We start from the raw sequence: 23105 nt of genomic DNA on the forward strand, positions 1-23105 counted from the left end.
AATTGAAATGGCAGTGCGTTTTATGATTGGAGGGAGAGAAATGGATTATTTGAAAGAAATCATATTGTTTCATGAAAAAGAGCTGCTGGACAATACAAAGCGGTTATCACTTGAGGATCTTGATCGTCTTATTCATGACGAGTTCATTGAATTTGGTAAATCAGGCGGCAGGTTCATGAAAGCAGATCTGATGACAGAAGGCGGGGCAGGAACGATTGATGTGGAGATCCTTGATTACGATATCCGATTGCTGTCAGAAGACACTGTTCAGGCTCTCTTTCAGACCTGTTATCAAGTGACTGGAGAGGTTGCTAACCGCTGTTCGATCTGGAAGAAAGAGAAGGCAGGCTGGCAGATGATTTTTCATCAGGGGACAGTGGCTGCTTCGAGTTGAACCGGGGTGAAATATGGTGGTGAGCGCGGTCTGAAGGAGTGACTTCAAAATTGAAGAAATGGTCGCCGCAGCCCACAAACAAGACGAATCGATAAAGGAGAATCAATCATGACAATCGTTATCTCAATTGCAGCAGTATCCGGAGGAGGGAAAACCACCCTTACAAACGGTCTGCTGCAATCTTTATCGGACTCAGCTGCCTTATATTTTGACAAAATAGATTTTCAAAAAGCACCTGAAGATTTAACAGCATGGATTGATGCAGGAGGAGATCTGAACGAATGGGGCATGGAACCACTGATTAAAAAAATAGAAAAAGCATTGAATCAGGCAGATGCTCCGGCATATCTCATTCTTGATTATCCTTTCAGTTACCTGCAGGAAGAAGTAGCGCAAACCATCCATCATTCATTCTATCTTGATACACCGCTTGATATTGCAATGGCAAGGAGAGTATTGAGAGATCAGGAGTATCGTGATATTGGGAGTGTGATGAAGGAATTGCAGCATTACCTGAGAGACAGTCGCCGCGCATATCTGCATATGGAGCAGACTGTAAAGCTGAATGCTGATTATGTACTTGATGGAACTAAAAATCCTGATGATCTTGTTGCTGAAGTCATGACCTGCCTCAAAAATAAAAGCCAGTCTCAATCATGAGACCGGCCTATCAAATAGGGGATAAAATCAGTTTGTCCGATATCCAGCATTTTATACATAGCAATTTATTTCGCTTTTCATTATGTCGTACAATTTTTTGGAGTCTGATTTTAGAAAGCGAAAAACGAGTTATCCAATTTGATAGCTCGTTTAACTATTCATTACTCTAATTAAATCATACTGATAATACCGTCTGTTTCGCTGTCTGTCATCTCCAAAAATCATATTTAAATCGGTGAGCTGACGAATGGCTTTTCTGACTATTGAAGGTGCGAGGCCTATGATCTTTTTCAGCTGTTCTGCATTGGCGATCGGTTGCTCGAAGATTGCTTCCCACACTTTGACCGTTGCTTGTTGGCTGATTTTCTTCAATCCCTCCTAGTATAAAACCTCTGCCTCATTAAGTTTTTTGAATTGACTCAAATTGAGCGTGTAAAATGGCTGACAAAAACGATATATGATCATTATCAATATATTTGAAACCTCACCCACCCCAGCTTTGTCCAACCTATATAGAAAGGAGGTGCCGGCTTGAAGAATGATGAGAAAGACCGTCTGCTCCGGAACGCCATGGAGGAGCATGGTGACTATTTGAAAAGGCTGATCTATACATATGTTAAAGATGTTCAAAAGGCAGAAGATATTCTGCAGGATACATTCGTAAAGTTTTACACGCGTTTTGAGCAGTTTGAAAAAAGGTCGTCTGTTAAGACATACCTCTACAGAATTGCCGTGAATGAGGCTCAGAACTATTTGAGGAGCTGGTCTTTTCGTAAAGTCGAATTTGCTGACAGGCTGCGCACCTTTAAGCAGGGATCGTCAGCTGAAGATCAGTATATTAAAAGCGAAGGGAACCGTACACTTGGTGAACTGGTCAAAGAACTGCCGGTGAAATACAGGGAGGTTATCTGGCTGTATTATTATGATGAACTGACGGTGAACGAAATCTCAGAGATACTGGCGTGTTCACCAAATACGGTGAAGACGAGGCTTTCAAGAGGAAGAAAGCTTGCGAGGATCTCGATTGAGGAGGGTGATTATGAGTATTAAACACGAACTTGAAAAGTCACTGCCTAAGTCACTTCATTTCACTTCCGCTGAAAAAGAAGCTGTATTTGAGCGTATTCATAAACGAAAGAAACGACGGTTTCAGGTGTTCCCGGCTTTAGCTGGTGTCTTGGTGCTGATCATGGTGGCTGTATTGATTGTTCCTGAACTGACGTCCAACCGTACCGCTCAGGATATGACGATTGAAAAGCTGGTTGTGCCTGACACGCCATACCCCTCTTTGATCAATGCCATCTATGTGGATGAAACGTCAGAGCTGATTTTTCCTGAAGAAACCGGGCTATATTCTTATAGCGAGTCTACAGGGAAAGAGCAGCTGGTATCGTTACCGGGCACAGCGTATAACTTTGCAGCTACAGAAAAATGGCTTATATGGTCTGATCCTGCAGAAGGTGGTGCAGTGCTCAATGTGATGAACAGAAGTAACCAGCAGGTAACTACAGTAGAGGGAAGGTACTTTGCTGATCTGTCCATCAAAGAGAATACACTTGTCTATCAAAGCGGAGGAGAAGGGTTTTACGTGATGGATCTGAATAATCAGGAAGTGGAATTGTTGCATGAAACTATAGGTGGAAGTCACAGCAAATCCGCGTTAAAGGGAAATCAGATTGTGATCCCCGAAGAAAATGATGGTGTAACGAAGATTTTCATCTACGACATCCAGACAATGGAACGGGTAAATGAAATCGAACTGCCATTTGAAATCGTAGAATACGTCCAGTGGAGTGGCGAATTCATCTATAGTCAGGGGCGCAATGAAGATGAATTGCCTGTGTTGCTCCAGGCACAAAGTCAAACCGGTGAAGTCCAGGAGATTCAGACACCTGAGTTTGATGAATTTGCTGCAGACGGGAATCGTATTGCTTTAAGTGTTGCTGCTAGTGAGAGTGATACAGTGATGTTATATGAGCTTGATGAATTAAAAGTCCGGCCATTGAATACGCTGGATCATATTGAAGAGCGGCTGACGAGACCTAGATTTACTGAAGAAGGAACACTTGTATTGAATAGTGAAGGCCCTGATTTTGCTATGTATATATTGGAGCCTTGACCTGATCCGCTCCGGCTTTGCCCGGAGTGGATTTTTATGTTTATCAAACAGGTATAAATTACATTTTGATATGAACCACGCGAAAAACTTCATGGATATCAGGAGGAATTTCACGAGCCTTCATCTAGCGCTTCCCAATCATATATATCCCCATCTGTATCCGTCCAGATTCTATATTCACTTTCATCTTTTTCAATCACCAGTGAATATTCCTGAAACCACTCACCCCATCCCCCGATCTGGGCAATCGATATGATTTGTATATCTTGCTCCTGTGCTGCTACAGCTGTTTTAATGTCGTGGTATTTTATCTGAATGAACTCATAAACAACAACAGTCATGACAATGCCAACAAGCAGCAGACTTCGAATGTGTGTTACGATCACCCATCACCCTCCTTCCGATAATCATACCTCTCACCCGGCACATCCAGTTCAATGCCGTTAATCATAACCGTGTCCTCATCTTGCCAAGTAATTTCCGCAGCGTCTTTACGGTATTGCCAGTATATATTTTTAGTCTTTCCGCTATTGTTCGTCACCAGTTCACCCCTTACCGCATATGCAGTTGTGGCTCCGCCGTTCGTGCGATAAGCCTTTACCGTATACGTGCCATCAGGAGAGGTTTCTTCCGTTATAAACTCTCCCTGAGGCAGCCGGTCCATATCGTAAAACAGCCAGTAAATAAGAAATGCGAATCCTCCCACTAGCACAAGCATACCTGTTAATAAGCCCAGCATTACTTTTTTAAATGTAGTAAGTTTTTTCATCGCGAAACCTCCGCTTATCAATTAATTTTATTTATAATTCAATAATAATTTATTGATTATCAATAAACAACCCTCTATAATGAATTTATTGGAAAAGGGGGATCTTATGATGAGGAAAATATTTTTCATATTGTGTGCTGTAGTATTTTTGTCCGCATGTTCATGCAGCAGTGGTGCGGAAACAAAAAGTAATGGAATGACACTACATTTTGAAAATCAGACTGATATTGAAGTGTATGGAATTGAACTTCATCTGGGAGATACTTCTTCCACAGTGGTGAATGCTGACGGCTCAGCGATAGCAAAGGGGGATAACCTGGTGATTGAGATTTTAAGAGAAGACTTTACGTCTGCCGGACATACATCATTTGATCTTTATCTGTTGGGTGATCAAAATGACAAAAATCGAATGCCTGTTGATCAATCAATGAGCATAGATTTCATTCCAGGTGAGGAGTGGCACTTCAAAGTGACAGGAGGAAAAGAAGGGTCAGCAGCACTTCATATGCAAAGATCGATAGGCAGAACTCACTGATTTTTTCATATTTCCAATCTGTGCCACATATAATAGTCACGTTATGGTAAAATATTGGTAAATAAAAATCATGTAAAGGAGAAAAAACAATGAAAAAGCTGATAGCAGGTGTTGTGACAGGCGTTATTATGTCTATCATCATTATCGATTATAAAGGACTAGCCTATCAGTTTGCCGGCATTGGAGAAACCAAACCGACAAGCCTGGCAGAGCTTGATGCGTCTTACGCCCTCAATGTACTGTTGATTACGAGTGTTTGCGTCGTGCTTGTCTACCTGCTTAACTATTACATAACAAAAAAACAGGCCGAGCCAAATTAAAAAGACGCGTTGAATGCGTCTTTTTGAACTAATGATATTCAGCTTTGTCCCCGATTAGCAAAGTGTCTGATTAACACATCAGCTTCTTGACTGACCCACTCAACCATCTCCCTCACAGATTCACTTTTCGCAAGTTTTGGACTCTGCCCGGACCACAATGACATATACTCACTATTTTCCTGTTTTGCTGCAGCTTGCCGGATCGGTTTTGTCAGGCTGTTTGTGATAGGGAAGTCAGGCATGTTAGCATCACGCATTCCTTCAGTAAATGTATTCAGCAGTCCGCGTGCCCATTTACCTGAAAATGCCCGTGTCATGATCACCTCGTCTTCATGTGAAGTGAGGATTTTTTCTTTATGTAATGGATTCGCACCGCTTTCTTTGGTAGTAAGAAATGCTGTTCCCATCTGCACACTCTGCGCGCCAAGCATGAATGCAGCTGCCATTCCCCGTTCGTCCATGATTCCTCCTGCAGCGATCACCGGAATGCTGACGGCATCAGCAGCCTGTGGAATGAGTGACATCAGCCCGATCATGCTTTGTTCCTGGTGTTGCAGGAAATTTCCCCGATGCCCGCCGGCTTCACTTCCCTGAACCGTCACAAGATCCATCCCTGCTTTTTCTGCAGCAATGGCTTCTTTTACAGTAGTCGCTGTGCCAATCAATATCGTTCCGTTTGACTTAAGGCGATTCACAACCTCATCAGAAGGCAAGCCGAATGTAAAAGAACAGACCCGTACATTCAGTGAGATAATCTCATCTATTTGCTGATCAAACGTTTGTTTTAACATGTCATACGTTTTAATAGCCGGCACATCTGACCCAAGGCCCAACTTCTCACTAAAGGGCTGTAATCGCTCAGCAGCCTCACTGACATCCGATTCATTCACAGTAAAAGGGGTCGGAACAAAAAGGTTCACACCAAACTGATTTGTTTCTGCCTGAATCTCCAGTATTTGATCATGCAGCTGCTGTGCTGTTAAATACCCTGAACCAATCATGCCGAGACAGCCTGACTTTGCTGTTTCAGTTACGAGTAGCGTTGTGGTCACACCGCCAGCCATTGGCGCCTGAACAATTGGATGCCGGAGCCCAAGCAGTTTTGTACAGTCATTTTGAAACATGTCATCACCTCTGCCATTTTACTTCCAGTATACAGGTATTTTTAGTATTAAAACAGGCAGGCATTAGCAAGGAAAATAAAGTCACAGATATAAAACGAAAGAACAGTTCACTGCACCGGAAATATGACGTGAAAATGATTTGAAGGTACCATGGAGGTAACATACAGTGTCAACGTGGGATGGATACATAAGATGAGGTGATATAGATGAAAAAGTGGGGCGGCTGGATACTCATTGCGGCCATTGTTGCAGGATTAATTGTTCTAAATCAGACAGTACTCGATTTATCACCGGACAGAATACGGGGCTGGATTTTATCTGTGGGCATTCTCGCGCCGGTTTTATATGTCGTATTATATACAGTCAGACCGTTCATTCTGTTTCCGGCATCCGTTTTGTCACTTGCCGGTGGATTGGCTTTTGGGCCTTTATACGGGACCCTGTTAACGATGGCTGGTGCGACAGCCGGGGCAATTCTCGCATTTATGTTTGCTAAAAAAGCAGGCGCTAAAAGGGTGGAAGAGAAGCTTGGCAAGAGGGGAGAGAAGCTTCAGGATCAGCTTGAGCACAACGGCTTTTTTATTGTGCTGCTGCTCAGATTGGTGCCGCTTTTCAACTTTGATTTGATCAGCTATGCAGCAGGGGCGTCCAAGGTTCGTCTATTACCATTTGCGCTTGCAACACTGATCGGTATTATACCGGGCACGTTTGCTTATACATTTTTAGGATTCAGTACCGGCTCAGACAGTACGCAAACCATCATCATTGCAGTTACGATTTTCGCTGTGATCTTTATTGTCCCGATGTTATTCAGGGATAAAATCAAGTCATATTTACAGGGAAGAACCAATGGCAGTGAATGATGCGGACTTGTTGCTTCAGATATCAGCTTCATCCTGATAAACTGATGATATATCAATGATTTTAATGAAGTCAGGCAGGGAGTTAATATGAAAAAAACTTTAATTGCATTAGCAGTTGTTATTGTAGTAGCTGTAGGAGGAATCGTGATTTATAACAGTGTGACACAGGAACCTAATCCTCAGGTCATTCTTGATCATAGTGATAATACGTTCGTTTTTCCTGAATGCTTTGAACAGGATGAACCGTCAAACTATATTGAGCAGTCTGATCTCGAACAGGCAAGATCACTGAACTATGAGCCCGGCGGTTCATGTACAGAGGCTGCAGTTGCAGGAGAATAGAGGATTAAAATCCGCTGTTTTCTCCACCGCTCTCTCTGTGGACGCTGGCTATATGGGTTGAATGGCTTCCGGGATTGGCATCGGGATGAGTTGGAGGATGGTAGTTGGCGCTATGCCTGTTTTTCTTTTGTTTACGGTCTGCATACACGCCAAGCAGCAGAACACCCGCGATAAAACTGAAGAAGATCCACATAAATTTTGCCCCTTTCAAATAGGTATTGAATTTATTATACCATATATTAGAAGTTGTTTTTATCAATGGACTATGCTGTTCCTTAAGGCAATTTCCATAATCATGCACTTATAATATCAGTCATTTTACAAAATACTATTATACATATTCCTTAAGGGATATATTGCTTAATCCTTTGAAAGAGGTGCTAAAAGATGAGCTATAAAGATCGATTGGATCAGCATTCTCAGCTTTTCTGTCACAACTGGACAAGGCCGAAGCGGACACATTCTCAAGTGAATGGGCAGACTGAGATGTCCCAGAGTACGTACATTCTGAAAAGGGACGTCAAAGCACGTCAATCATAATGATGTGTCAGACTGACTAAAAAAGAAGGCTCATTTTTGAGCCTTCTTTTACGTTGAAGAAAGTGATCACAGCGAAATCATAATTCTTTTTTCTTTTTCAGGCCGGATCTCCAGAGTGTGATTTCCAGAATGGCAATACAGGTAACCAGCCATGTCAATCCAAGCGATAACCCGCCAATCACATCCGTAAAATAATGAACGCCAAGCGGGAGTCGGCTGAATGCAATCAGGAGAATCAGGATTCCAAGAGCAATATTAATGATCCATTTTCCCAGCTTATTCATCCTGCTTCTGATGATGAGATAAATAATAAATCCGTAAAAGACAATCGGACCGGTTGAGTGACCGCTAGGAAAGCTGTAGCCCGTTCCGTCGTACTGTTCGATTAAGTTTGGCCGGTCCCTTCCGAATGCTGCTTTAAGTCCTGTAATCAAAATGGTGATACCACCCATTGCAATCACGAAGTAGATGATTCTCCATTTCTTCCGGTTATAAAAATACCAGAGAACAGCAATCATGATCAGTGATCCTGCAGTCAATGCCCAGACCGATCCAAGCTCAGTGATCCAGGCGAAGAATGTCATCATGCCTGGTGTAGCGATGCTGTCAGCAAAGTCAGCTGCCTGCTGATCGATCATGAATTTCTCGTTTTCCAGTACATCTTCTCCAAGTTCTGTAAATATGTAAAAGCCACTGCCGATAATGACCAGTGCTGTTACGATTAATATGTACGTCCTGACAGGAATTGCTTTCAGGGTATTCAGCATACTTCGACACGTCCTTTAAGTTTTACAGTATGCTTTCCCGAGTTTATATGTGAAGAAACTTGCAAGGGCGCACTTACTGAATTAATTTGCGCCCTGTGATGGAGTGATAGCAATGATAACCGCTTACTGAAACCCCAATTGTTCCGCCCCCGGGAAAAACGGAGTCTCCGCAAAGCCAGAAATTCTTAAGTGAGGTACGGTGAGAAAGACTGAGAAACAGTGAGTGTGACCTTGTCTGGGCAAAACCGCCGACGACGCCTCCTGGACGATGAGGGAACCGCTCCCAGGCTTTCGGCGCACCTGGATACACATCAACAATCGCCTGATCAATTGACGGGTAATAATGCCTGATCGTATTTAGCATCTTTTGTATGAATGCTGCTTTATTCAGGTCATATTGTGATTGCGTTTTCCAGTTGCTTAAATCGATATGGGTACTGACTGTCAGCGTTCTGAATCCTTCAGGTGCACGCTTTCTGTCTTCTTTATCTGATATTGATAAAAATAAGTGGTTTCCTTCATCGTGGCTATGAGCGCTAGGGTTCATCAACTGCTGGAAGAGCGGGAAATCATCCGGTAAGTATGCCTCGTCTAATGAAATATATAGCGTCATCGAGCCCCAGGTATCCTGTGTTGAACGCTTTTTCAGATTAATGGAAAGCTTCCCGTAAAGATCCTGATGCATCAGATCAGGCAGTGACTGGACAGGTGCGTTACAAATCACATGATCAGCAGTCCTGATATTTCCGCGGTGATCTTCAACTTCATAATGGTCTCCAACTCTTCTCACTTCAGTCACACGCCTGCCGAGGATCGCTTTAGCACCATTGCGTTTAGCAGCTTCAACCAGTTCCTCAGCGAACCGGTACAGACCGCCCGGCACGTAATAAGCACCTTCATGATAAATATCAAGTGCAAGTACACCCATCAGCATGGCACAATCCTTTGTTGTCGTTTGCATACTGTCGATCAGCTGACCGTCCAGAAAATGAATGAAATCTCTGCAGTCAAGCAGGTGATGTTTTTTGAGTAATGAGTGGACAGTTTTGAAAAAGCCCGGGGTTAATGTCACGTGAGAGGGCTTCAGTGAAGTTAATAATTCAAACGCTTCTTTACCTGTTTTTACAGGGAGGATCGGAAGCTGCTTCATTAATAAACGGATCTTTGCTGCCTGACGATAAACCTCCAGATAAAAAGCGGCAATGTTATCTGAGTGGGAAGGGAAGGCGTGCTGCATTGCCTGCACGTGTTTTTCCCGGTCAGCATAAAAGGTAAGGGTTCTGTCAGCCTGTTTGATTTTCATCACATCATCAAGTCTTGCTGCATCTATTTTGATCCCCAGATGGCGGAATATCCTTTCATGAATGCCGCCTTTTTCAAGTCCCATTCCAAGCGTTGCGCCTGAGGCGTATAGAAATTTGTGACGCTGAAATTTCCCTGCGCAGCCACCCCATTCCCTCGATGCTTCAAGAATGGTGACGCTTTTGCCTGATTGGGCAAGCATAGCACCCGCAGTCAATCCGCCGATCCCGCCGCCAATGACGATAATTTCTTCACGTGCCATCTTCATTCAACTCCTCTAATGAAAAGCTTAATAACAGAGATTGATGTGATCAATTTTGAATGCGCGCGGGGCGGATCATTTTGTTTCCAAGCCACCAGGTAATGATAAAAACAACGAGTGCCGCTAACTCCAGTCCGAGAATATAAAACACACCCTCACCGAAAATGGATAGTGCAGTATCAGAAGCAGGGGGACCATTCAAAAAGAAATAGTTACCTCCTGTTAAGGTGTTCGCGCCCCAGATCCCGAGCGTGCACAGATTCAGCAGTGCAAGTGCATAGATGATTGAGCTTTTTGGCAGTGTATATCCGTCGCGCCTCAGCAGAAATATAGCTGAAAGCGGGATTGCCATATGCTGAATGAAGAATTTCCAGTAAAAATAGTGCGGAAATGCATACGCCAGATCAGGTGTCAGCAGTGCGAAAATTGGTGGAAAGATCGCGATATAGAAATAAAAATAAAAAATTGGACGGTTCGGTTTGAATAATAAAAATAAGCCGAAAAAAGTGCTGAATGAACAGAGCTGCAGCGGCAGGAAGTTAGATGCTCTCCACACCCCGACTGAATGCGCCCAGATCTGATAACTGAGTTCTGAAATGATAAAAACTCCTGCAAAAAGCAGCGTCCAGAAGGGCGTGTTTTTGACAAAGTCCTCTCTAATGAAAAGTTTTAATCCTGCAATGGTAAGTATGGTAAACAGTATTAACATGACAATATGTTCTGTTGAGAAAAGGATAAAACGCTGCTGCACTTCGCCTGAAAACATGTGATCACCTCAGTCAATAATGGTCCGATAGTAAAAGAATACCCGGACTGCTTCTTCTTTTAACATTGAAGCAGTCCGGGTATTGGTTACCATTCTTTCGGTTCATAATCCAGTTCTTTAAACAGCTGTGTACGCTCTTTTTTCGTCAGGTCACGCCACTGACCTACAGGCATATTGTTCAATTGAATGTTCATGATACGTGTACGCTGGAGGCGATAGACTTCATAACCAAGTGCTTCACACATACGTCTGATCTGACGGTTCATCCCCTGTGTTAATGTGATCTGAAAATCAAACTTGGACAGTTCAACGACTTTGGCAGGCTTCGTTTTTGTGCCAAGAATGTTCACGCCTTCTGACATCTGTTTGATAAAGTCAGGTGTAATCGGTTTATCGACTGAGACAATGTATTCTTTCTCGTGTTCATTCTCAGGACGAAGGATCTCATTGATAATATCCCCGTCGTTTGTCAGGAGAATTAATCCTTCTGATTCCTTATCCAGTCGGCCGACGTGAGAGATACGGAGTGGATGATTGACAAGGTCAATAATGTTTCCTTTTACTCCTTTTTCAGATGTGCAGGTGATGCCGACCGGCTTATTGAGAGCAATATAGACATTGTTTTTCGCGAGGCGGATCGTTTGTCCGTTTACGAGGACTTCGTCACCAGGCTCGATCTGCATCCCGATTTTCGCTTTCTTGCCATTCACCTTTACTTTGCCTTCTTCAATCAGGCGGTCAGCGCCGCGGCGTGAGGCTTTTCCTGAGTCACTGATAAATTTATTTAAACGCATAATGTCACTTCCTATATAAGATTCGTTTATTTAGTATAACAGGTTTGGGGGGAGGGGAGAAAGGGTGGCAGTCTGACGTGGTTCAGGAGATTATGCAGGAGGTTCAGGAGATTTTTGTGGTGGTTCAGGAAATTTCATCGAGTGTTCAGGAGATTACATGTGAGGTTCAGAACATTTCACAGATGATTCAGGAAATAAGGCATAATGGACTACCTCCAAAAAAGCAAAAAAAAACCGGAAAGCACCTAAGCGCTCTCCGGATTCCACATTCAAAACTTATTTCAAATCAAAACGATCTGCGTTCATCACTTTCACCCATGCTGCAGCGAAGTCACGTACGAATTTCTCTTTGTTGTCTTCCTGTGCGTATACTTCTGCATAAGCACGAAGGATTGAGTTAGAGCCGAATACAAGATCAAAGCGTGTAGCTGTGCGTACTACTTCGCCAGTCTTGCGGTTGCGACCTTCATAAAGGTTGAAGCCTACTTCTTTCCACTCAACGTTCATATCAAGCAGGTTCACGAAGAAGTCGTTTGATAGAACGCCGACGCGGTCTGTGAATACACCGTGTTTTGTATCGCCATGGTTCGCGCCAAGTACACGCAGACCACCGATTAGTGCAGTCAGTTCAGGACCAGTCAGACCAAGAAGCTGTGCTTTATCTACAAGCATTTCTTCAGGACTTAGTGTATATTCCTTCTGCTGGTAGTTACGGAAGCCGTCAGATTCCGGCTCAAGTACGTCAAAGCTTTCTGCATCTGTCTGCTCAGCTGTTGCGTCTCCGCGTCCAGGTGAGAAGAGTACGTCAGTGTGAACACCGGCATCTTTTGCAGCTTTTTCAACTGCAGCTGTACCGCCAAGCACGATCAGGTCTGCAAGGCTGACTTTCTTATCAAGTCCGCTCTGGATGCCTTCGTACACTGATAGTACCTTTTGAAGATGTTCAGGCTCGTTTACTTCCCAGTTCTTCTGAGGTTCAAGACGGATACGTGCTCCGTTTGCACCGCCACGGAAGTCAGATCCGCGGTATGTGCTTGCTGAAGCCCATGCCGTTTTCACAAGCTCGCTTACAGTCAGACCTGAATCAAGAATTTTTGCTTTCAGATCTGCCACTTCGCTGTCTGATAGTTCATAGTCCACTTTTGGAACTGGATCCTGCCAGATCAGTTCTTCCTGTGGCACTTCTGGTCCGAGGTAGCGGTCTTTTGGCCCCATATCACGGTGAAGCAGCTTGAACCATGCACGTGCGAATGCGTCTGCAAACTCGTCTGGATTCTGGTGGTAACGGCGTGAGATCTTTTCATAATCAGGATCCATACGCAGTGCCATATCAGCTGTTGTCATCATTGTTTCAACTTTAATTGAAGTATCCTCAGCATCTGGTGCAAGGTCTTCGTTTTTCGGATTCACAGGTTTCCACTGATTAGCGCCTGAACGGCTCTTTGTCAGTTCCCATTCGTATCCGAACAGCAGGTCATAGTATCCGTTATCCCATTGAGTCGGGTTAGCAGTCCATGCTCCGTCTACACCACTTGTAATGGTGTCACGGCCTTTACCGCTTCCGTGAGAGCTCTTCCAGCCAAGACCCTGCTCTTCAACATTGGTTGCTTCCGGCGCAGGACCGACTTTTTCAGGATCTCCGGCACCGTGTGCTTTACCGAATGTGTGTCCACCTGCAATAAGTGCTACAGTTTCTTCGTCATTCATACCCATACGGCCGAATGTTTCGCGGATATCGCGTGCGCTTGCAAGCGGATCCGGGTTACCGTTAGGACCTTCAGGGTTAACATAGATAAGACCCATCTGTACGGCAGCAAGCGGATTTTCAAGCTCACGGTCGCCTGAGTAACGGTTGTCTTCAAGCCATTCTTTCTCGTGACCCCAATAAGTGTCTTCTTCCGGGTGCCATACGTCTGCACGTCCACCGGCAAAACCGAACGTTTTCAGACCCATTGATTCAAGTGCCACGTTACCTGTCAGTACAAGTAAGTCAGCCCAGGAAATCTTGTTACCGTATTTCTGCTTAATCGGCCATAGAAGACGGCGTGCTTTATCAAGGTTCGCGTTATCCGGCCAGCTGTTCAGTGGCGCAAAACGCTGTTGACCTGTTGAGCTTCCCCCGCGTCCGTCACCAGTACGGTATGTACCGGCCGCGTGCCATGACATACGGATGAATAGAGGGCCGTAATGACCATAATCTGCCGGCCACCAATCCTGGCTGTCTGTCATTAACTCATGAAGATCTTTTTTCAGTGCATCGTAGTCCAGCTTCTGGAACTCTTCTGTATAGTTAAAATCCTCACCAAGCGGATTCGTTTTCTTATCGTGCTGGTGAAGAATATTTACATTCAGTTGATTTGGCCACCAGTCTTTATTGGTAGTGCCAACTTTTGCAGTGGTAATTGCGCTTTCCTCACTTGATTTCTGTCCAGTGAATGGGCACTGTTCAGCACCTGCTTTGCTGTGGTTCATTTCGTTATTATCCATTGATGTTATTCCCCTTTCTTTTATAAAAAATAAGTAGTAAATAACCATTTTGGTACATCATAAAACAGAGAATAATTTTTGTAACCATTCTCAGATTATAATTATAATAAATTACTGACAAAAGTGAAAGCTAAAACACTCGAAAACTTTTAAAAGGAAATGATTTCTAATAGAACGCTTTTATATGTTACAATTGTATAGTAAATTCTGAAAATAAGCACGAATGAACCAGAAGGAGAGAGGGAGATGAGTAGAAAACAAAAGTATCTCATGAACCTGACACTTGGTCTGATGATTGGATTGTTCGTTATCCCATGGTTACTGGAATGGATGGGGTTTTCGCTTGCTGATTTTTATAATCGGACTTTTGGTGAGCCGAGCCCTGGAAAAATGGTCATAGCCATTATCTTATTAGTTTGCACCATTTATTTTGGAGGGAGAGCATTTGTAAGAGGTTATCGATCAATCGGGGATTAAAAAAGCTGCAGACGAGATCATCTCATCTGCAGCTTTTATTTGATTATCAGCCTTGTTTTGCAGTTAGTTCTTCTTCTAACACGGCAAGGCGCTTTTCAACTTCTTCACCAGTTAAGCCCATGCGGATGCTGTAGCGGTTGCGTACATTTTTAGCGCACTCAATCGAGCAGCCGCCAAGGTACTTCTCTTCGTTTTCTTCATGCGCAAGAATCTGCTTGTTGCAGTCCGGGTTTGAGCAGTTGATATAACGTTCACACGGTGTGCCGTCAAAGTGGTCACGGCCTACAACTGTGTGTTCAACCTGGTTGATCGGAACAGTCAGGCGCTCGTCAAATACGTACATTTGACCATCCCACAGCTGTCCTTTTACTTCTGGGTCTTTTCCGTAAGTTGCGATTCCGCCGTGAAGCTGTGCAGCATCTTCAAATCCTTCTTTTACGAGCCAGCCTGAGAACTTCTCACAGCGGATTCCGCCTGTGCAATACGTAAGCACGCGCTTACCTTCAAGCATGTGACGGTTTTCTCTTACCCAGTTAGGCAGGTCACGGAATGTCTCAACATCCGGACGGATCGCGCCGCGGAAGTGACCGACATCGTATTCATATGTGTTACGCGCGTCAAGAACAATTGTGTCCTCGCGCTGCATTTCTTCATAAAATTCCTTCGGTGACAAATAACGGCCTGTTAATTCGTTCGGATTAATATCATCCTCAAGACTTAAATTCACAAGCTCAGGACGTGGGCGGACGTGCATCTTTTTAAAAGTATGCCCTTCAGCCTCATCAATCTTAAATACAATCCCTTCGAATAAAGGATGGTTTTTCATTGTCTCCATATAGGCATCAGTCTGCTCAATCGTACCTGAGCAAGTACCGTTAATGCCTTCATGCGCAACTAAAATACGGCCCTTCAGACCAAGTTCCTTACAGAAATCGAGGTGCTCTGCAGCAACTGCTTCAGGGTCTTCGATCTTTGTATAGTGATAATAAAGTAATACTCTGTAATCCATTTTTTTCTTCCACCTATCATATTATTTTGCAGGAATAACCTGATGGCGCAGAGTTGTTCAAAACTCTCCATCAGATATTATAACAGAGGTATGTACATCAAAGGAAGAGGGAATGAATGTTTATTAGAGAGATGCCTCTAACTGTCTGACTAACTTGAATGTCTTAGTTCATAAAAAATTCTTGGATCTAATATGAGAGGGGAGGAACGTTTACAATGCTGACTGATGACTGGTTTACGGTTGAGAGAATTGATGCAGTCACGTTTGCGATTAGTGAGTACGGACATTGGGAAAAGGTGCATTCTTTTTTACTGATTGGTGAGAGAAGGGCAGTGCTGATTGATACGGGACTGGGGATTGATGATATTACAAGAGTGATAGATCAGCTTACCACGTTACCGATTTATGTTATCACAACGCATGTTCATACAGACCACATTGGGGGGCATGGCTCCTTTGAACATATCTATGTTCATAGAGCTGATCAGAGATGGCTTGTGAAGGGGATTGACGGATTGTCTATTGAACAGGTCAGAAAAGGGATCAGTAAAGAGATTACAAAGCCTGTACCACCTTCATTTGACCCTGAAACGTATGAGCCGTTTACAGGAGAGCCAACTGGGTTGCTTGAAGATGGAGATGAAATGGATCTCGGGAACAGAAAGCTGCATATTATTCATACACCCGGGCATTCACCAGGACATATTTCAATTTTTGATGAGACGAATGGTTATTTGTTTACGGGAGACACCTTATATGATGAAACGCCGGTTTACGCTTTTTATCCGTCTACAGATCCCGGGGCACTGATTGAGTCGTGGGAAAAGATTGCTGCGCTTAAGGGAGTGACAAAAGTATTTGGCTCTCATAATTCAGTAGGACTTGATCCGGAAATTCTGCTTGAAGCAAAAAATGCAGCACGTTTTTTAAGAGAGCATGATCTGGCCCGGTTTGGTACAGGTATTCATGAGTTTAATGGATTTAGCGTGAAGTTTTAAGAAAGTGGCGCATGCAGTTAATTGGATTTGAAATGGAGCGTTCTAATAAAAATTCAGTTGACTTTTTTTCACAGTTACTTATAATTGCATATAATATCTGCATAACAAAGATTTGTTCAGGCATTTCGGAGTATAAGAGTAAAAGCGATGAACGGAACGAGTAACTCTGACGGAAACAGACAGAAAGCTGCCGGGAGATGAGAGGCGCATGTGGAGTTAGAGTGAATACATCTGGGAGCTGTGCACTGAAATTACAGTAGGATGCACCGGGGTTGCGACCGTGATCAATGCAGCAGTATCGCTGGCATATAGCCGTACTGACAGAGGGGTACTGTGCGAACAGTGCTCGAATAAAGGTGGTAACACGTGTCCAATTCACGTCCTTTAGGGATTTTCCCTAAGGGGCGTTTTTGTTTGCTCTTATAGACCTTGCAATATGAATGAATAGGACAGGGAGATGAAGTGAAGATGTTATTACATCCGGAAGAACAAATGAAGATCATCCAAAAAGGTGCAGAAAGCATTGTAGATGAAAAAGAATTGATGATAAAACTCGAAAAATCATTTAAGGAACAGCGGCCGTTAACGATCAAACTGGGACTCGACCCTTCTGCTCCTGATATTCATATTGGTCACGCAGTGGTCCTCAGAAAAATTAAGCAAATGCAGGATCTTGGTCATCATGCAGTTATTCTGATCGGTGACTTCACCGGACGTATTGGCGATCCCACTGGAAAAGCGAAAGGAAGGACAGCACTTAGTGATGAACAGGTAAAAGAGAATGCAATCACATATACTGATCAGATCTTCAGGGTGCTTGATCAGGAAAAGACAACAGTGCGGTTTAACAGTGAGTGGTTATCAAATATGACATTTGAAGAAGTAATCAGACTCGCTGCTTCAACCTCTGTTGCCAGAATATTAGAGAGAGATGATTTTCAGAAGCGATACCACAACCAGACGCCAATCGGTCTGCATGAGTTCTTTTACCCGCTAATGCAGGCGCAGGATTCTGTTGAATTGAAAGCTGACATTGAGCTTGGAGGTACAGATCAGACTTTTAACATTCTGATGGGGCGGACCTTACAAAAGCATGTAGGAATGGAGAAACAGATCGCCATTTTTATGCCATTGCTCGAGGGGCTTGATGGCGTAGAGAAAATGAGCAAAAGCCTCGGCAATTATATTGGTGTGCAGGAGCCGGCTGAAGTTATGTTCAAAAAGGTCATGGAAGTGCCGGATCAGCTGATTATTAAATACTTTGAACTGACAACAGATGTACATCCTGATGACGTGCAGAATATAAAGAACCGGCTTGATCATGGTGAAAATCCCCGCGATATTAAGCTTGAGCTCGCAGGTCATATTACTGCTCTTTATCACGGGAAAGAAGGTATGAATGCCGGGAAACATTATTTTGAAACTGCCTTCCAGCAAAGGGATATTCCTGATGTCATTCCGGAAATTCTTGTTGACCTTGAGAAGGATCTGCTAGCAGATGTCATTCCACAATTGATTGAGGCGCGATTTGTGAAAAGTAAAAGTGAGCTGGTCAGATTGATCAGACAGAACGGCGTTTCTTTGAATCAGCAAAAGATCACCGCTGAAGAACTGGACAGGGTTGTGATGAATGACGACGTACTGAAGATTGGAAAGAAGCGGTTCGTGAAGTTCGTGAAATGAGTCCTCCAGAACGGGCGTCTGAAGTGATCATACAGGCGCTCGTCTTAGTCCTTCCACGGCTCTTCACCTGAAAGAGTGTATTTTTCAACCAGCAGTAAAGACATGAACATTTGAAGCCATACCATGTAGGGATCTTTTTCATCTATCAGTTCGCTGTAATAGTGATGAATGTGTGGCGCGATTTCTTCCCGGGTACTGTACTCAAATGGATAAATGGCGAGCGGTAAGTGGAGATGTTCAGCAAATGGCAGAAGTATGCAGGAGACCACTGTGCCTTTGCGGGGAAAGGGAAGTGTTTTTGAAGGAAACATTACTTGGATGACTTCTTTACTTTTAAGGTCAATCAGCGTGCAGCCGTTTCCTCCAATATGACCCGCTGTAAAATAAAATCCGGGAGTAACTTTTTTTGCCTGATTAAGCCAAGAGAGGAAAATAGGATGTTTTTTGAAGAAGGGAAAATGTTCACCATGGAATTCTGTGAAAATGTTAGAAGCGGGGTTTTTATGCGTATCATCGAGGAGTCGCCACCAGTAGAAGAGGAATGCAGCATATTCTTCTTTTTCAGGTCGTGCTTCGCAGGTTCTTGCGAATTCAAGGAAATCGGGGTACATCGATACAACGTGACGCTTGAGGACGTAATTGTTCAGACGGGTGTAGACATTTTCGAAGAATAGATCTTTCAGTTCTTCTGACAAAGAGACATCCTTTCTGAAAATTTTACTGTCTGCCCTGGACTGCTCAAATAACAATGTGTGGTTTTCCATTTAACAACCTCATTTATTTATATTCCTGACCATATTAATCAGGTAAATTAATAAATTCTCCAAAAAATGAGTGATTCCTGCCAAATCGTGAAATAATTAAATCAAATTGATAGATAAGGAGTGGAGTGCACATGGGAAAGTTATTTTCATCAGTTTATGATGTTGTGATGGCACCACTGGAAAAAGCGGGTATTGAACGGATCAGGAGAAATCTGCTTCGTGATATAAAAGGCGACGTGCTTGAAATCGGTTTTGGCACAGGGGCGAATTTCCCTTTTTACCAGAAAGCCGCGTATGTAGAGGCGATTGAACCGAATCCTGACATGATTGAAAGATCAGCCGAAAAGGTAAAACGTGCAAAGGTCCCGGTTCAGACGTATACAGCTAAAGCTGAACAGTTACCGTTTCCTGATCAGTCCTTCGATGCTATTACAGGGACACTGGTATTCTGCACGATTCCTGATCCTGTGAAAGCCCTTAAGGAAATGAAGCGGGTGAGTAAACCAGGAGCCACATTTCATTTCTTTGAACATGTGAAGCTTGAGCATGACAAAGCAGGTAGAATGCAGGATATTCTTACACCCGCCTGGAAAGCAGTGTGTGACGGCTGCCACCTGAACCGTCCTACGATTCAGCTGTTTGAGGAGGCGGGGTTACAGGTGAACAATGTAAAGCGGTTTGGTAAAGGAATATTTGTCATTTTTGAAGGAAAAGTGCACGGGGAATAGGTTGGAAATATGGTCATGGAGTGATGGTTATATGCTGAAAGCAATCTTATTTGATTTAGATGGAACGCTGCTTGATCGGGACGCTTCATTAATCAAACTACTCGAAGATCAATATGAAAGATATTCAGAAATATTTCATCTAATTCCTAAAAATACATACATCAAAAGGTTTGTTGAATTGGATGCGAAAGGGTATGTGTCAAAGGATCAAGTGTACAGTCAGCTGGTCAGCGAGTTTCGTCTGGATGGTATAGATCCGTCAGAACTGTATCAGGATTATCTGTATCAGTTCAAATATTACTGTATTGGATTTGATCAACTCCATACGACATTAAAAAGCCTGAGTGATAGAGGACTGAAACTTGGTATCATTTCAAACGGCCGCTGTCAGTTTCAAATGGATAACATTAAAGGGTTAAAGATTGAGCGGTTTTTTGATACCGTTTTGATCTCTGCATGCGAAAATTTAAGAAAGCCTGATCCGGACATTTTCAATAGAGCTCTGGCGCAGCTGGATGTCACAGCAGAAGAAGCGGTCTTCGTGGGAGATCATCCGCTTAATGATATAAAGGCTGCACACAATGTCGGAATGAAGACAGTATGGAAAAAGGATATGCACTGGGGACCCGCTGAGGCAAGTGGAGTCATAGAAGACCTGGCGGAGTTACTGGACTTGGCTGATCGATTATAAAAGGGGAACTGATCTGATGCTTGAAACATTAATGAAACTGCGGGAAGAAAAGCGATTTGAAGAAGCAAGAGATCTTATGGAGCGTACGCTTGAAAGAGAACCGGACAATGCAGTGTACCAGTATCAAATGGCCTGGTGCTATGACAATCTAGGGTTAGAAAAGGAAGCAGTGCCGCACTATGAGTTGGCGATACAAATTGGACTGCCTGCCAAAGAGCTTGAAGGAGCATACCTGGGGCTTGGCAGTACTTATCGAGTACTTGGAAGACATGATGAGGCAGCTGATACCTTAAAAGAGGCGATGTTTGTCTTCCCTAAGTCGGAAACATTCAAAGTATTCTACTCTATGGTTCTGTATAATTTTGGACAGTACCAGCAGGCGATGGAAGTATTGCTTCACGCCCTGGTTCATACGACAAATGATGAGTCGATTTTAACCTATAAAAAAGCCATTCTGTTTTATAGCGATAAGCTTGATCAGGTCTGGTAGCCAAGCGGGGAAGGCTTATATCATGAAGTGCATCGCACACCTCATGATATGAGCCCTTGTCCAGCGCAATCACTTCTCATATCCCATCACAACACCTGTTACATCTCCATGCTTCAGCAGACCGAAATCCCTGCTGTCATAGCCGCGCCACCAATTATCAACGAGCACAAATAAGGAATCTTCGTTAACTGTAACGGCTGACATATCAGTCGAAAAGTATTCGTACCAAGCTTCAGTACTATAATCATTGCTGTTATCAGGTCTGTCAATTTGCAAGAGTTCCTCATGAGTCATACCTGTGTTATGAGCTTCACCATAAAATGTTTCCAGCCTTTGATCATCTATATATACCTTCCCATCTGAAATCTCTACAGTCTCACCAGGCACGCCAACAACTCTGGCGATCTGATAGGCTCCCACCTGAGGATTTTGTTTGAGAAGTGACTCAGGTGTTTTGAAATAGATGACAGTCCCGCGTGTCAGGTGGTAGCCGTCTGTTTCAACGACAAGCTGACGGTTTTGAATGGAAGTCATATAGTGATGATCACCGCGGTCCATACTGTCCAGCCCCCAATCAACCAGCAATGACGTTTCAGTAGGCTCTACTAAAGGCACGTCTTCTGAAGTTTCCATATCAGTGATGACGCTCTCTGGCTGAACGTGGGATACATCTTCCTGCCCCGGACCGTTTAAATTGTCTGAAAGCATCGTAAATGTTACAACACTCATCCCTGCAAACACGATTGCAGCAGCAAGACCTGTTCTCAGATGCGGAGGAAATCGCCGGTTGCTTTTCTTTGCCCGGGTAAGAATCCGGTCTGCCAGTTCATCTGTAAACCTTGGTTCCCTGCCAATCATGCCATCAATTTCTTTTTTATACTTATCCACTCAGATCACCTCCATATCAGACTGATCCAGCTTTTTGCGCAGTGCAGCTCTTGCCCGGGAAAGACGGATTTTTACCGTTCCCTCAGGACTATCTAAAATATGACTGATCTCAGTCACCGAAAATTCCTGATAATAATAGAGCAAAATAACTTCTCTATAGTGAAGAGGTAGTTGCAGAATGGTCTGTGCAACCTGATGTTTGATCTGCTTACTTGTTAAAAGTGTTTCAGGTGTTTCGTAATCAGAGGAACTGCTGAACGCATTTCCTGCAAATAGGCTGATTCTGTTTTTCCAGCTTTTCAAATGGTTATGGCACAGGTTCACTGTGATTTTTGATAAGTATGTTTTGACAGAAGCCTCTTCTCTGTACTGATCGGATTTCTTATAAAAAGTTACAAATACCTCCTGAACAATATCCTCTGCAGACTGCCAGCTCTTTACGTACATATATGCCAGTCGGATCAGATATTCACCGTGTGCAGACATATACCCTCTTAACGTCTCATCATTCATCTTCTCCAATGGCAAACCTCCTCTGCTATACCTTATAGACATCAGTTTTCTCAAACAGGTTTCACTAAAATTTCTGACTTTTTACTCGTAAGTTATTTTTCAGACAATTTAATCATGTATACTAAAAATACCAGAAATTCCAACGTGTCATAGAACTTTGATCACAGTTGATCATACAAGTAGCTGATAACAGTTTTTTCGGAGGGGGTACGAATCTTGAAGAAATTCAAAACACTAGGTTTTTTAGTAATTGCTGCACTATTATTCTTCGGAGGATATTTTACAAATCAGTTTCTTAATCCCGAAGAAGTGTCCAGAGAAGTGCGGATTGGCTATGCGAATGACTACGTTCAGGATCCAGGGCAGATTGATATTGCTAAAATCTATACAGATCTTGAAGATCAGCATGTGGTCGATAACACAATGATGATTTTCATGAATAAGCAGCCTGTTGAAAGAGAAACAAATGCTGATCCGGCGGACATGTATATATGGATGCTGAACCCGAAAGATTCAACCGGTCTGATTGAAGCCAGAGTCTGGTTCAATGGGGAAGGTGCGGTCATTGGTCAACGCGCAGGTGAAGGCTGGGATGAAGTGGAGTATTTTTCGATTAACGAACAGGACGCAGCGTATCTGAAGGAGCAGGGGGAGTTTGAGGATGAGGCTGGAACATTATAAAAATTGTCTCAGCCTCTAATCGTTTCACTGCGCTTCAGGCGGAAGCTTTCCGGACGGCGGTCGCTGAGCCTCCTGATATGAACAAAACTGTCAAGAGTGCTGCTCCCAACCCGGTTTGGATCTTTTTTAGTCCGCCCTT

Annotated in this window: 30 protein-coding genes and 1 other annotated feature; of the genes, 16 read left to right on the forward strand and 14 right to left on the reverse strand. The window is 43.5% G+C overall.

Annotated features, from left to right (window positions below):
• Nucleotides 1-40: 40 nt before the first annotated feature.
• Together JOD21_RS07020 and JOD21_RS07025 are read left to right on the forward strand one after the other, a co-directional pair.
• Complete coding sequence (locus JOD21_RS07020; RefSeq protein WP_204728925.1) at nucleotides 41-394, forward strand: nuclear transport factor 2 family protein; 354 nt, start codon at nucleotides 41-43, stop codon at nucleotides 392-394.
• 108 nt (nucleotides 395-502) lie between these two features.
• Nucleotides 503-1054, forward strand: a complete 552-nt coding sequence (locus JOD21_RS07025) for a nucleoside/nucleotide kinase family protein (protein ID WP_204728926.1) — start codon at nucleotides 503-505, stop codon at nucleotides 1052-1054.
• 150 nt (nucleotides 1055-1204) lie between these two features.
• On the opposite strand, the gene JOD21_RS07030 is transcribed toward JOD21_RS07025, so the two are convergent.
• Nucleotides 1205-1426 (reverse strand): hypothetical protein, encoded by a 222-nt coding sequence (locus JOD21_RS07030; protein WP_204728927.1) that lies wholly within the window; start codon nucleotides 1424-1426, stop codon nucleotides 1205-1207.
• Nucleotides 1427-1585: 159 nt separating this feature from the next.
• On the opposite strand from JOD21_RS07030, the gene JOD21_RS07035 reads away from it, so the two are divergent.
• Together JOD21_RS07035 and JOD21_RS07040 are read left to right on the forward strand one after the other, a co-directional pair.
• Nucleotides 1586-2104, forward strand: coding sequence for a sigma-70 family RNA polymerase sigma factor (locus JOD21_RS07035; protein WP_204728928.1), 519 nt, complete (start codon nucleotides 1586-1588; stop codon nucleotides 2102-2104).
• Entirely contained in the window at nucleotides 2094-3173 is a 1080-nt protein-coding gene (locus JOD21_RS07040) for a hypothetical protein (protein WP_204728929.1), read from the forward strand. Before JOD21_RS07035 ends, JOD21_RS07040 begins: the two co-directional genes overlap by 11 nt.
• 110 nt (nucleotides 3174-3283) lie before the next feature.
• On the opposite strand, the gene JOD21_RS07045 is transcribed toward JOD21_RS07040, so the two are convergent.
• On the reverse strand, nucleotides 3284-3559 hold the full coding sequence (locus tag JOD21_RS07045; RefSeq protein WP_204728930.1) for a hypothetical protein: 276 nt from the start codon (nucleotides 3557-3559) through the stop codon (nucleotides 3284-3286).
• Nucleotides 3556-3942 carry a DUF5412 domain-containing protein gene (locus JOD21_RS07050; RefSeq protein ID WP_041121601.1) on the reverse strand — a complete coding sequence of 129 codons (387 nt, stop codon included), beginning with the start codon at nucleotides 3940-3942 and terminating at the stop codon, nucleotides 3556-3558. The genes JOD21_RS07045 and JOD21_RS07050 overlap by 4 nt, the downstream gene beginning before the upstream one ends.
• A gap of 109 nt (nucleotides 3943-4051) precedes the next feature.
• On the opposite strand from JOD21_RS07050, the gene JOD21_RS07055 reads away from it, so the two are divergent.
• On the forward strand, nucleotides 4052-4477 hold the full coding sequence (locus JOD21_RS07055) for a membrane lipoprotein lipid attachment site-containing protein (protein WP_204728931.1): 426 nt from the start codon (nucleotides 4052-4054) through the stop codon (nucleotides 4475-4477).
• An 89-nt stretch (nucleotides 4478-4566) separates the two neighbouring features.
• Nucleotides 4567-4797, forward strand: coding sequence for a hypothetical protein (locus JOD21_RS07060; RefSeq protein ID WP_204728932.1), 231 nt, complete (start codon nucleotides 4567-4569; stop codon nucleotides 4795-4797).
• A gap of 38 nt (nucleotides 4798-4835) precedes the next feature.
• Here the strand turns inward: JOD21_RS07060 and JOD21_RS07065 are convergent, their stop codons facing one another.
• Nucleotides 4836-5921, reverse strand: coding sequence for an NAD(P)H-dependent flavin oxidoreductase (locus JOD21_RS07065; RefSeq protein WP_204728933.1), 1086 nt, complete (start codon nucleotides 5919-5921; stop codon nucleotides 4836-4838).
• Between the two features lie 206 nt (nucleotides 5922-6127).
• Between JOD21_RS07065 and JOD21_RS07070 the strand changes: the two genes are divergently transcribed.
• Together JOD21_RS07070 and JOD21_RS07080 are read left to right on the forward strand one after the other, a co-directional pair.
• A complete protein-coding gene (locus tag JOD21_RS07070; protein WP_204728934.1) occupies nucleotides 6128-6784 on the forward strand; it encodes a TVP38/TMEM64 family protein in 657 nt (218 codons plus the stop codon).
• A gap of 87 nt (nucleotides 6785-6871) precedes the next feature.
• Entirely contained in the window at nucleotides 6872-7126 is a 255-nt protein-coding gene (locus tag JOD21_RS07080; protein ID WP_204728935.1) for a hypothetical protein, read from the forward strand.
• Between the two features lie 4 nt (nucleotides 7127-7130).
• On the opposite strand, the gene JOD21_RS07085 is transcribed toward JOD21_RS07080, so the two are convergent.
• Nucleotides 7131-7319 (reverse strand): hypothetical protein, encoded by a 189-nt coding sequence (locus JOD21_RS07085; protein WP_204728936.1) that lies wholly within the window; start codon nucleotides 7317-7319, stop codon nucleotides 7131-7133.
• Nucleotides 7320-7513: 194 nt separating this feature from the next.
• Between JOD21_RS07085 and JOD21_RS07090 the strand changes: the two genes are divergently transcribed.
• Complete coding sequence (locus JOD21_RS07090) at nucleotides 7514-7666, forward strand: YpzG family protein (RefSeq protein WP_204728937.1); 153 nt, start codon at nucleotides 7514-7516, stop codon at nucleotides 7664-7666.
• Between the two features lie 77 nt (nucleotides 7667-7743).
• Here JOD21_RS07090 and JOD21_RS07095 read toward each other — a convergent pair whose 3' ends face one another.
• From JOD21_RS07095 to katG, 5 genes are all read right to left on the reverse strand, one after another.
• A complete protein-coding gene (locus JOD21_RS07095) occupies nucleotides 7744-8433 on the reverse strand; it encodes a phosphatase PAP2 family protein (protein WP_204728938.1) in 690 nt (229 codons plus the stop codon).
• 73 nt (nucleotides 8434-8506) lie between these two features.
• Entirely contained in the window at nucleotides 8507-9997 is a 1491-nt protein-coding gene (locus JOD21_RS07100; protein WP_204728939.1) for an FAD-dependent oxidoreductase, read from the reverse strand.
• Between the two features lie 49 nt (nucleotides 9998-10046).
• The gene (locus tag JOD21_RS07105) at nucleotides 10047-10763 is read right to left on the reverse strand and encodes a YwaF family protein (RefSeq protein ID WP_204728940.1); all 717 of its coding nucleotides are present in this window, start codon (nucleotides 10761-10763) and stop codon (nucleotides 10047-10049) included.
• 86 nt (nucleotides 10764-10849) lie between these two features.
• Nucleotides 10850-11557 (reverse strand): 23S rRNA pseudouridine(2604) synthase RluF, encoded by a 708-nt coding sequence (gene rluF / locus JOD21_RS07110; RefSeq protein ID WP_204728941.1) that lies wholly within the window; start codon nucleotides 11555-11557, stop codon nucleotides 10850-10852.
• 276 nt (nucleotides 11558-11833) lie between these two features.
• Nucleotides 11834-14044: a catalase/peroxidase HPI gene (gene katG / locus JOD21_RS07115; protein ID WP_204728942.1), complete on the reverse strand. Its 2211-nt coding sequence runs from the start codon at nucleotides 14042-14044 to the stop codon at nucleotides 11834-11836.
• A 246-nt stretch (nucleotides 14045-14290) separates the two neighbouring features.
• Between katG and JOD21_RS07120 the strand changes: the two genes are divergently transcribed.
• Complete coding sequence (locus tag JOD21_RS07120; protein ID WP_204728943.1) at nucleotides 14291-14521, forward strand: hypothetical protein; 231 nt, start codon at nucleotides 14291-14293, stop codon at nucleotides 14519-14521.
• A gap of 46 nt (nucleotides 14522-14567) precedes the next feature.
• Here JOD21_RS07120 and trhO read toward each other — a convergent pair whose 3' ends face one another.
• Nucleotides 14568-15530: an oxygen-dependent tRNA uridine(34) hydroxylase TrhO gene (gene trhO, locus JOD21_RS07125; protein ID WP_204728944.1), complete on the reverse strand. Its 963-nt coding sequence runs from the start codon at nucleotides 15528-15530 to the stop codon at nucleotides 14568-14570.
• 215 nt (nucleotides 15531-15745) lie between these two features.
• On the opposite strand from trhO, the gene JOD21_RS07130 reads away from it, so the two are divergent.
• Nucleotides 15746-16528, forward strand: a complete 783-nt coding sequence (locus tag JOD21_RS07130) for an MBL fold metallo-hydrolase (RefSeq protein ID WP_204728945.1) — start codon at nucleotides 15746-15748, stop codon at nucleotides 16526-16528.
• A 138-nt stretch (nucleotides 16529-16666) separates the two neighbouring features.
• Nucleotides 16667-16916, forward strand: a binding site (T-box leader).
• A gap of 80 nt (nucleotides 16917-16996) precedes the next feature.
• On the forward strand, nucleotides 16997-18211 hold the full coding sequence (tyrS, locus tag JOD21_RS07135) for a tyrosine--tRNA ligase (RefSeq protein WP_204728946.1): 1215 nt from the start codon (nucleotides 16997-16999) through the stop codon (nucleotides 18209-18211).
• Between the two features lie 44 nt (nucleotides 18212-18255).
• On the opposite strand, the gene JOD21_RS07140 is transcribed toward tyrS, so the two are convergent.
• The gene (locus tag JOD21_RS07140; RefSeq protein ID WP_204728947.1) at nucleotides 18256-18975 is read right to left on the reverse strand and encodes a hypothetical protein; all 720 of its coding nucleotides are present in this window, start codon (nucleotides 18973-18975) and stop codon (nucleotides 18256-18258) included.
• 131 nt (nucleotides 18976-19106) lie between these two features.
• Here JOD21_RS07140 and JOD21_RS07145 point away from each other — a divergent pair, with 131 nt between their 5' ends.
• Genes JOD21_RS07145 through JOD21_RS07155 form a run of 3 tightly spaced genes read left to right on the forward strand, consistent with a single transcriptional unit; the run spans nucleotide 19107 to nucleotide 20884 of the window.
• Nucleotides 19107-19703 carry a class I SAM-dependent methyltransferase gene (locus JOD21_RS07145; RefSeq protein ID WP_204728948.1) on the forward strand — a complete coding sequence of 199 codons (597 nt, stop codon included), beginning with the start codon at nucleotides 19107-19109 and terminating at the stop codon, nucleotides 19701-19703.
• A gap of 31 nt (nucleotides 19704-19734) precedes the next feature.
• The gene (locus tag JOD21_RS07150; protein WP_204728949.1) at nucleotides 19735-20394 is read left to right on the forward strand and encodes an HAD family hydrolase; all 660 of its coding nucleotides are present in this window, start codon (nucleotides 19735-19737) and stop codon (nucleotides 20392-20394) included.
• 16 nt (nucleotides 20395-20410) lie between these two features.
• A complete protein-coding gene (locus JOD21_RS07155) occupies nucleotides 20411-20884 on the forward strand; it encodes a tetratricopeptide repeat protein (RefSeq protein WP_204728950.1) in 474 nt (157 codons plus the stop codon).
• 69 nt (nucleotides 20885-20953) lie between these two features.
• Here JOD21_RS07155 and lepB read toward each other — a convergent pair whose 3' ends face one another.
• Both lepB and JOD21_RS07165 read right to left on the reverse strand, forming a co-directional pair.
• The gene (gene lepB, locus JOD21_RS19560) at nucleotides 20954-21772 is read right to left on the reverse strand and encodes a signal peptidase I (RefSeq protein ID WP_204728951.1); all 819 of its coding nucleotides are present in this window, start codon (nucleotides 21770-21772) and stop codon (nucleotides 20954-20956) included.
• Nucleotides 21773-22285 carry an RNA polymerase sigma factor gene (locus tag JOD21_RS07165; protein WP_239581480.1) on the reverse strand — a complete coding sequence of 171 codons (513 nt, stop codon included), beginning with the start codon at nucleotides 22283-22285 and terminating at the stop codon, nucleotides 21773-21775.
• Nucleotides 22286-22501: 216 nt separating this feature from the next.
• On the opposite strand from JOD21_RS07165, the gene JOD21_RS07170 reads away from it, so the two are divergent.
• Nucleotides 22502-22966: a hypothetical protein gene (locus JOD21_RS07170; RefSeq protein WP_204728953.1), complete on the forward strand. Its 465-nt coding sequence runs from the start codon at nucleotides 22502-22504 to the stop codon at nucleotides 22964-22966.
• The last annotated feature ends 139 nt before the right edge of the window (nucleotides 22967-23105 follow it).

This window comes from Jeotgalibacillus terrae (assembly GCF_016908195.1).
Lineage (GTDB): Bacteria > Bacillota > Bacilli > Bacillales > Jeotgalibacillaceae > Jeotgalibacillus > Jeotgalibacillus terrae.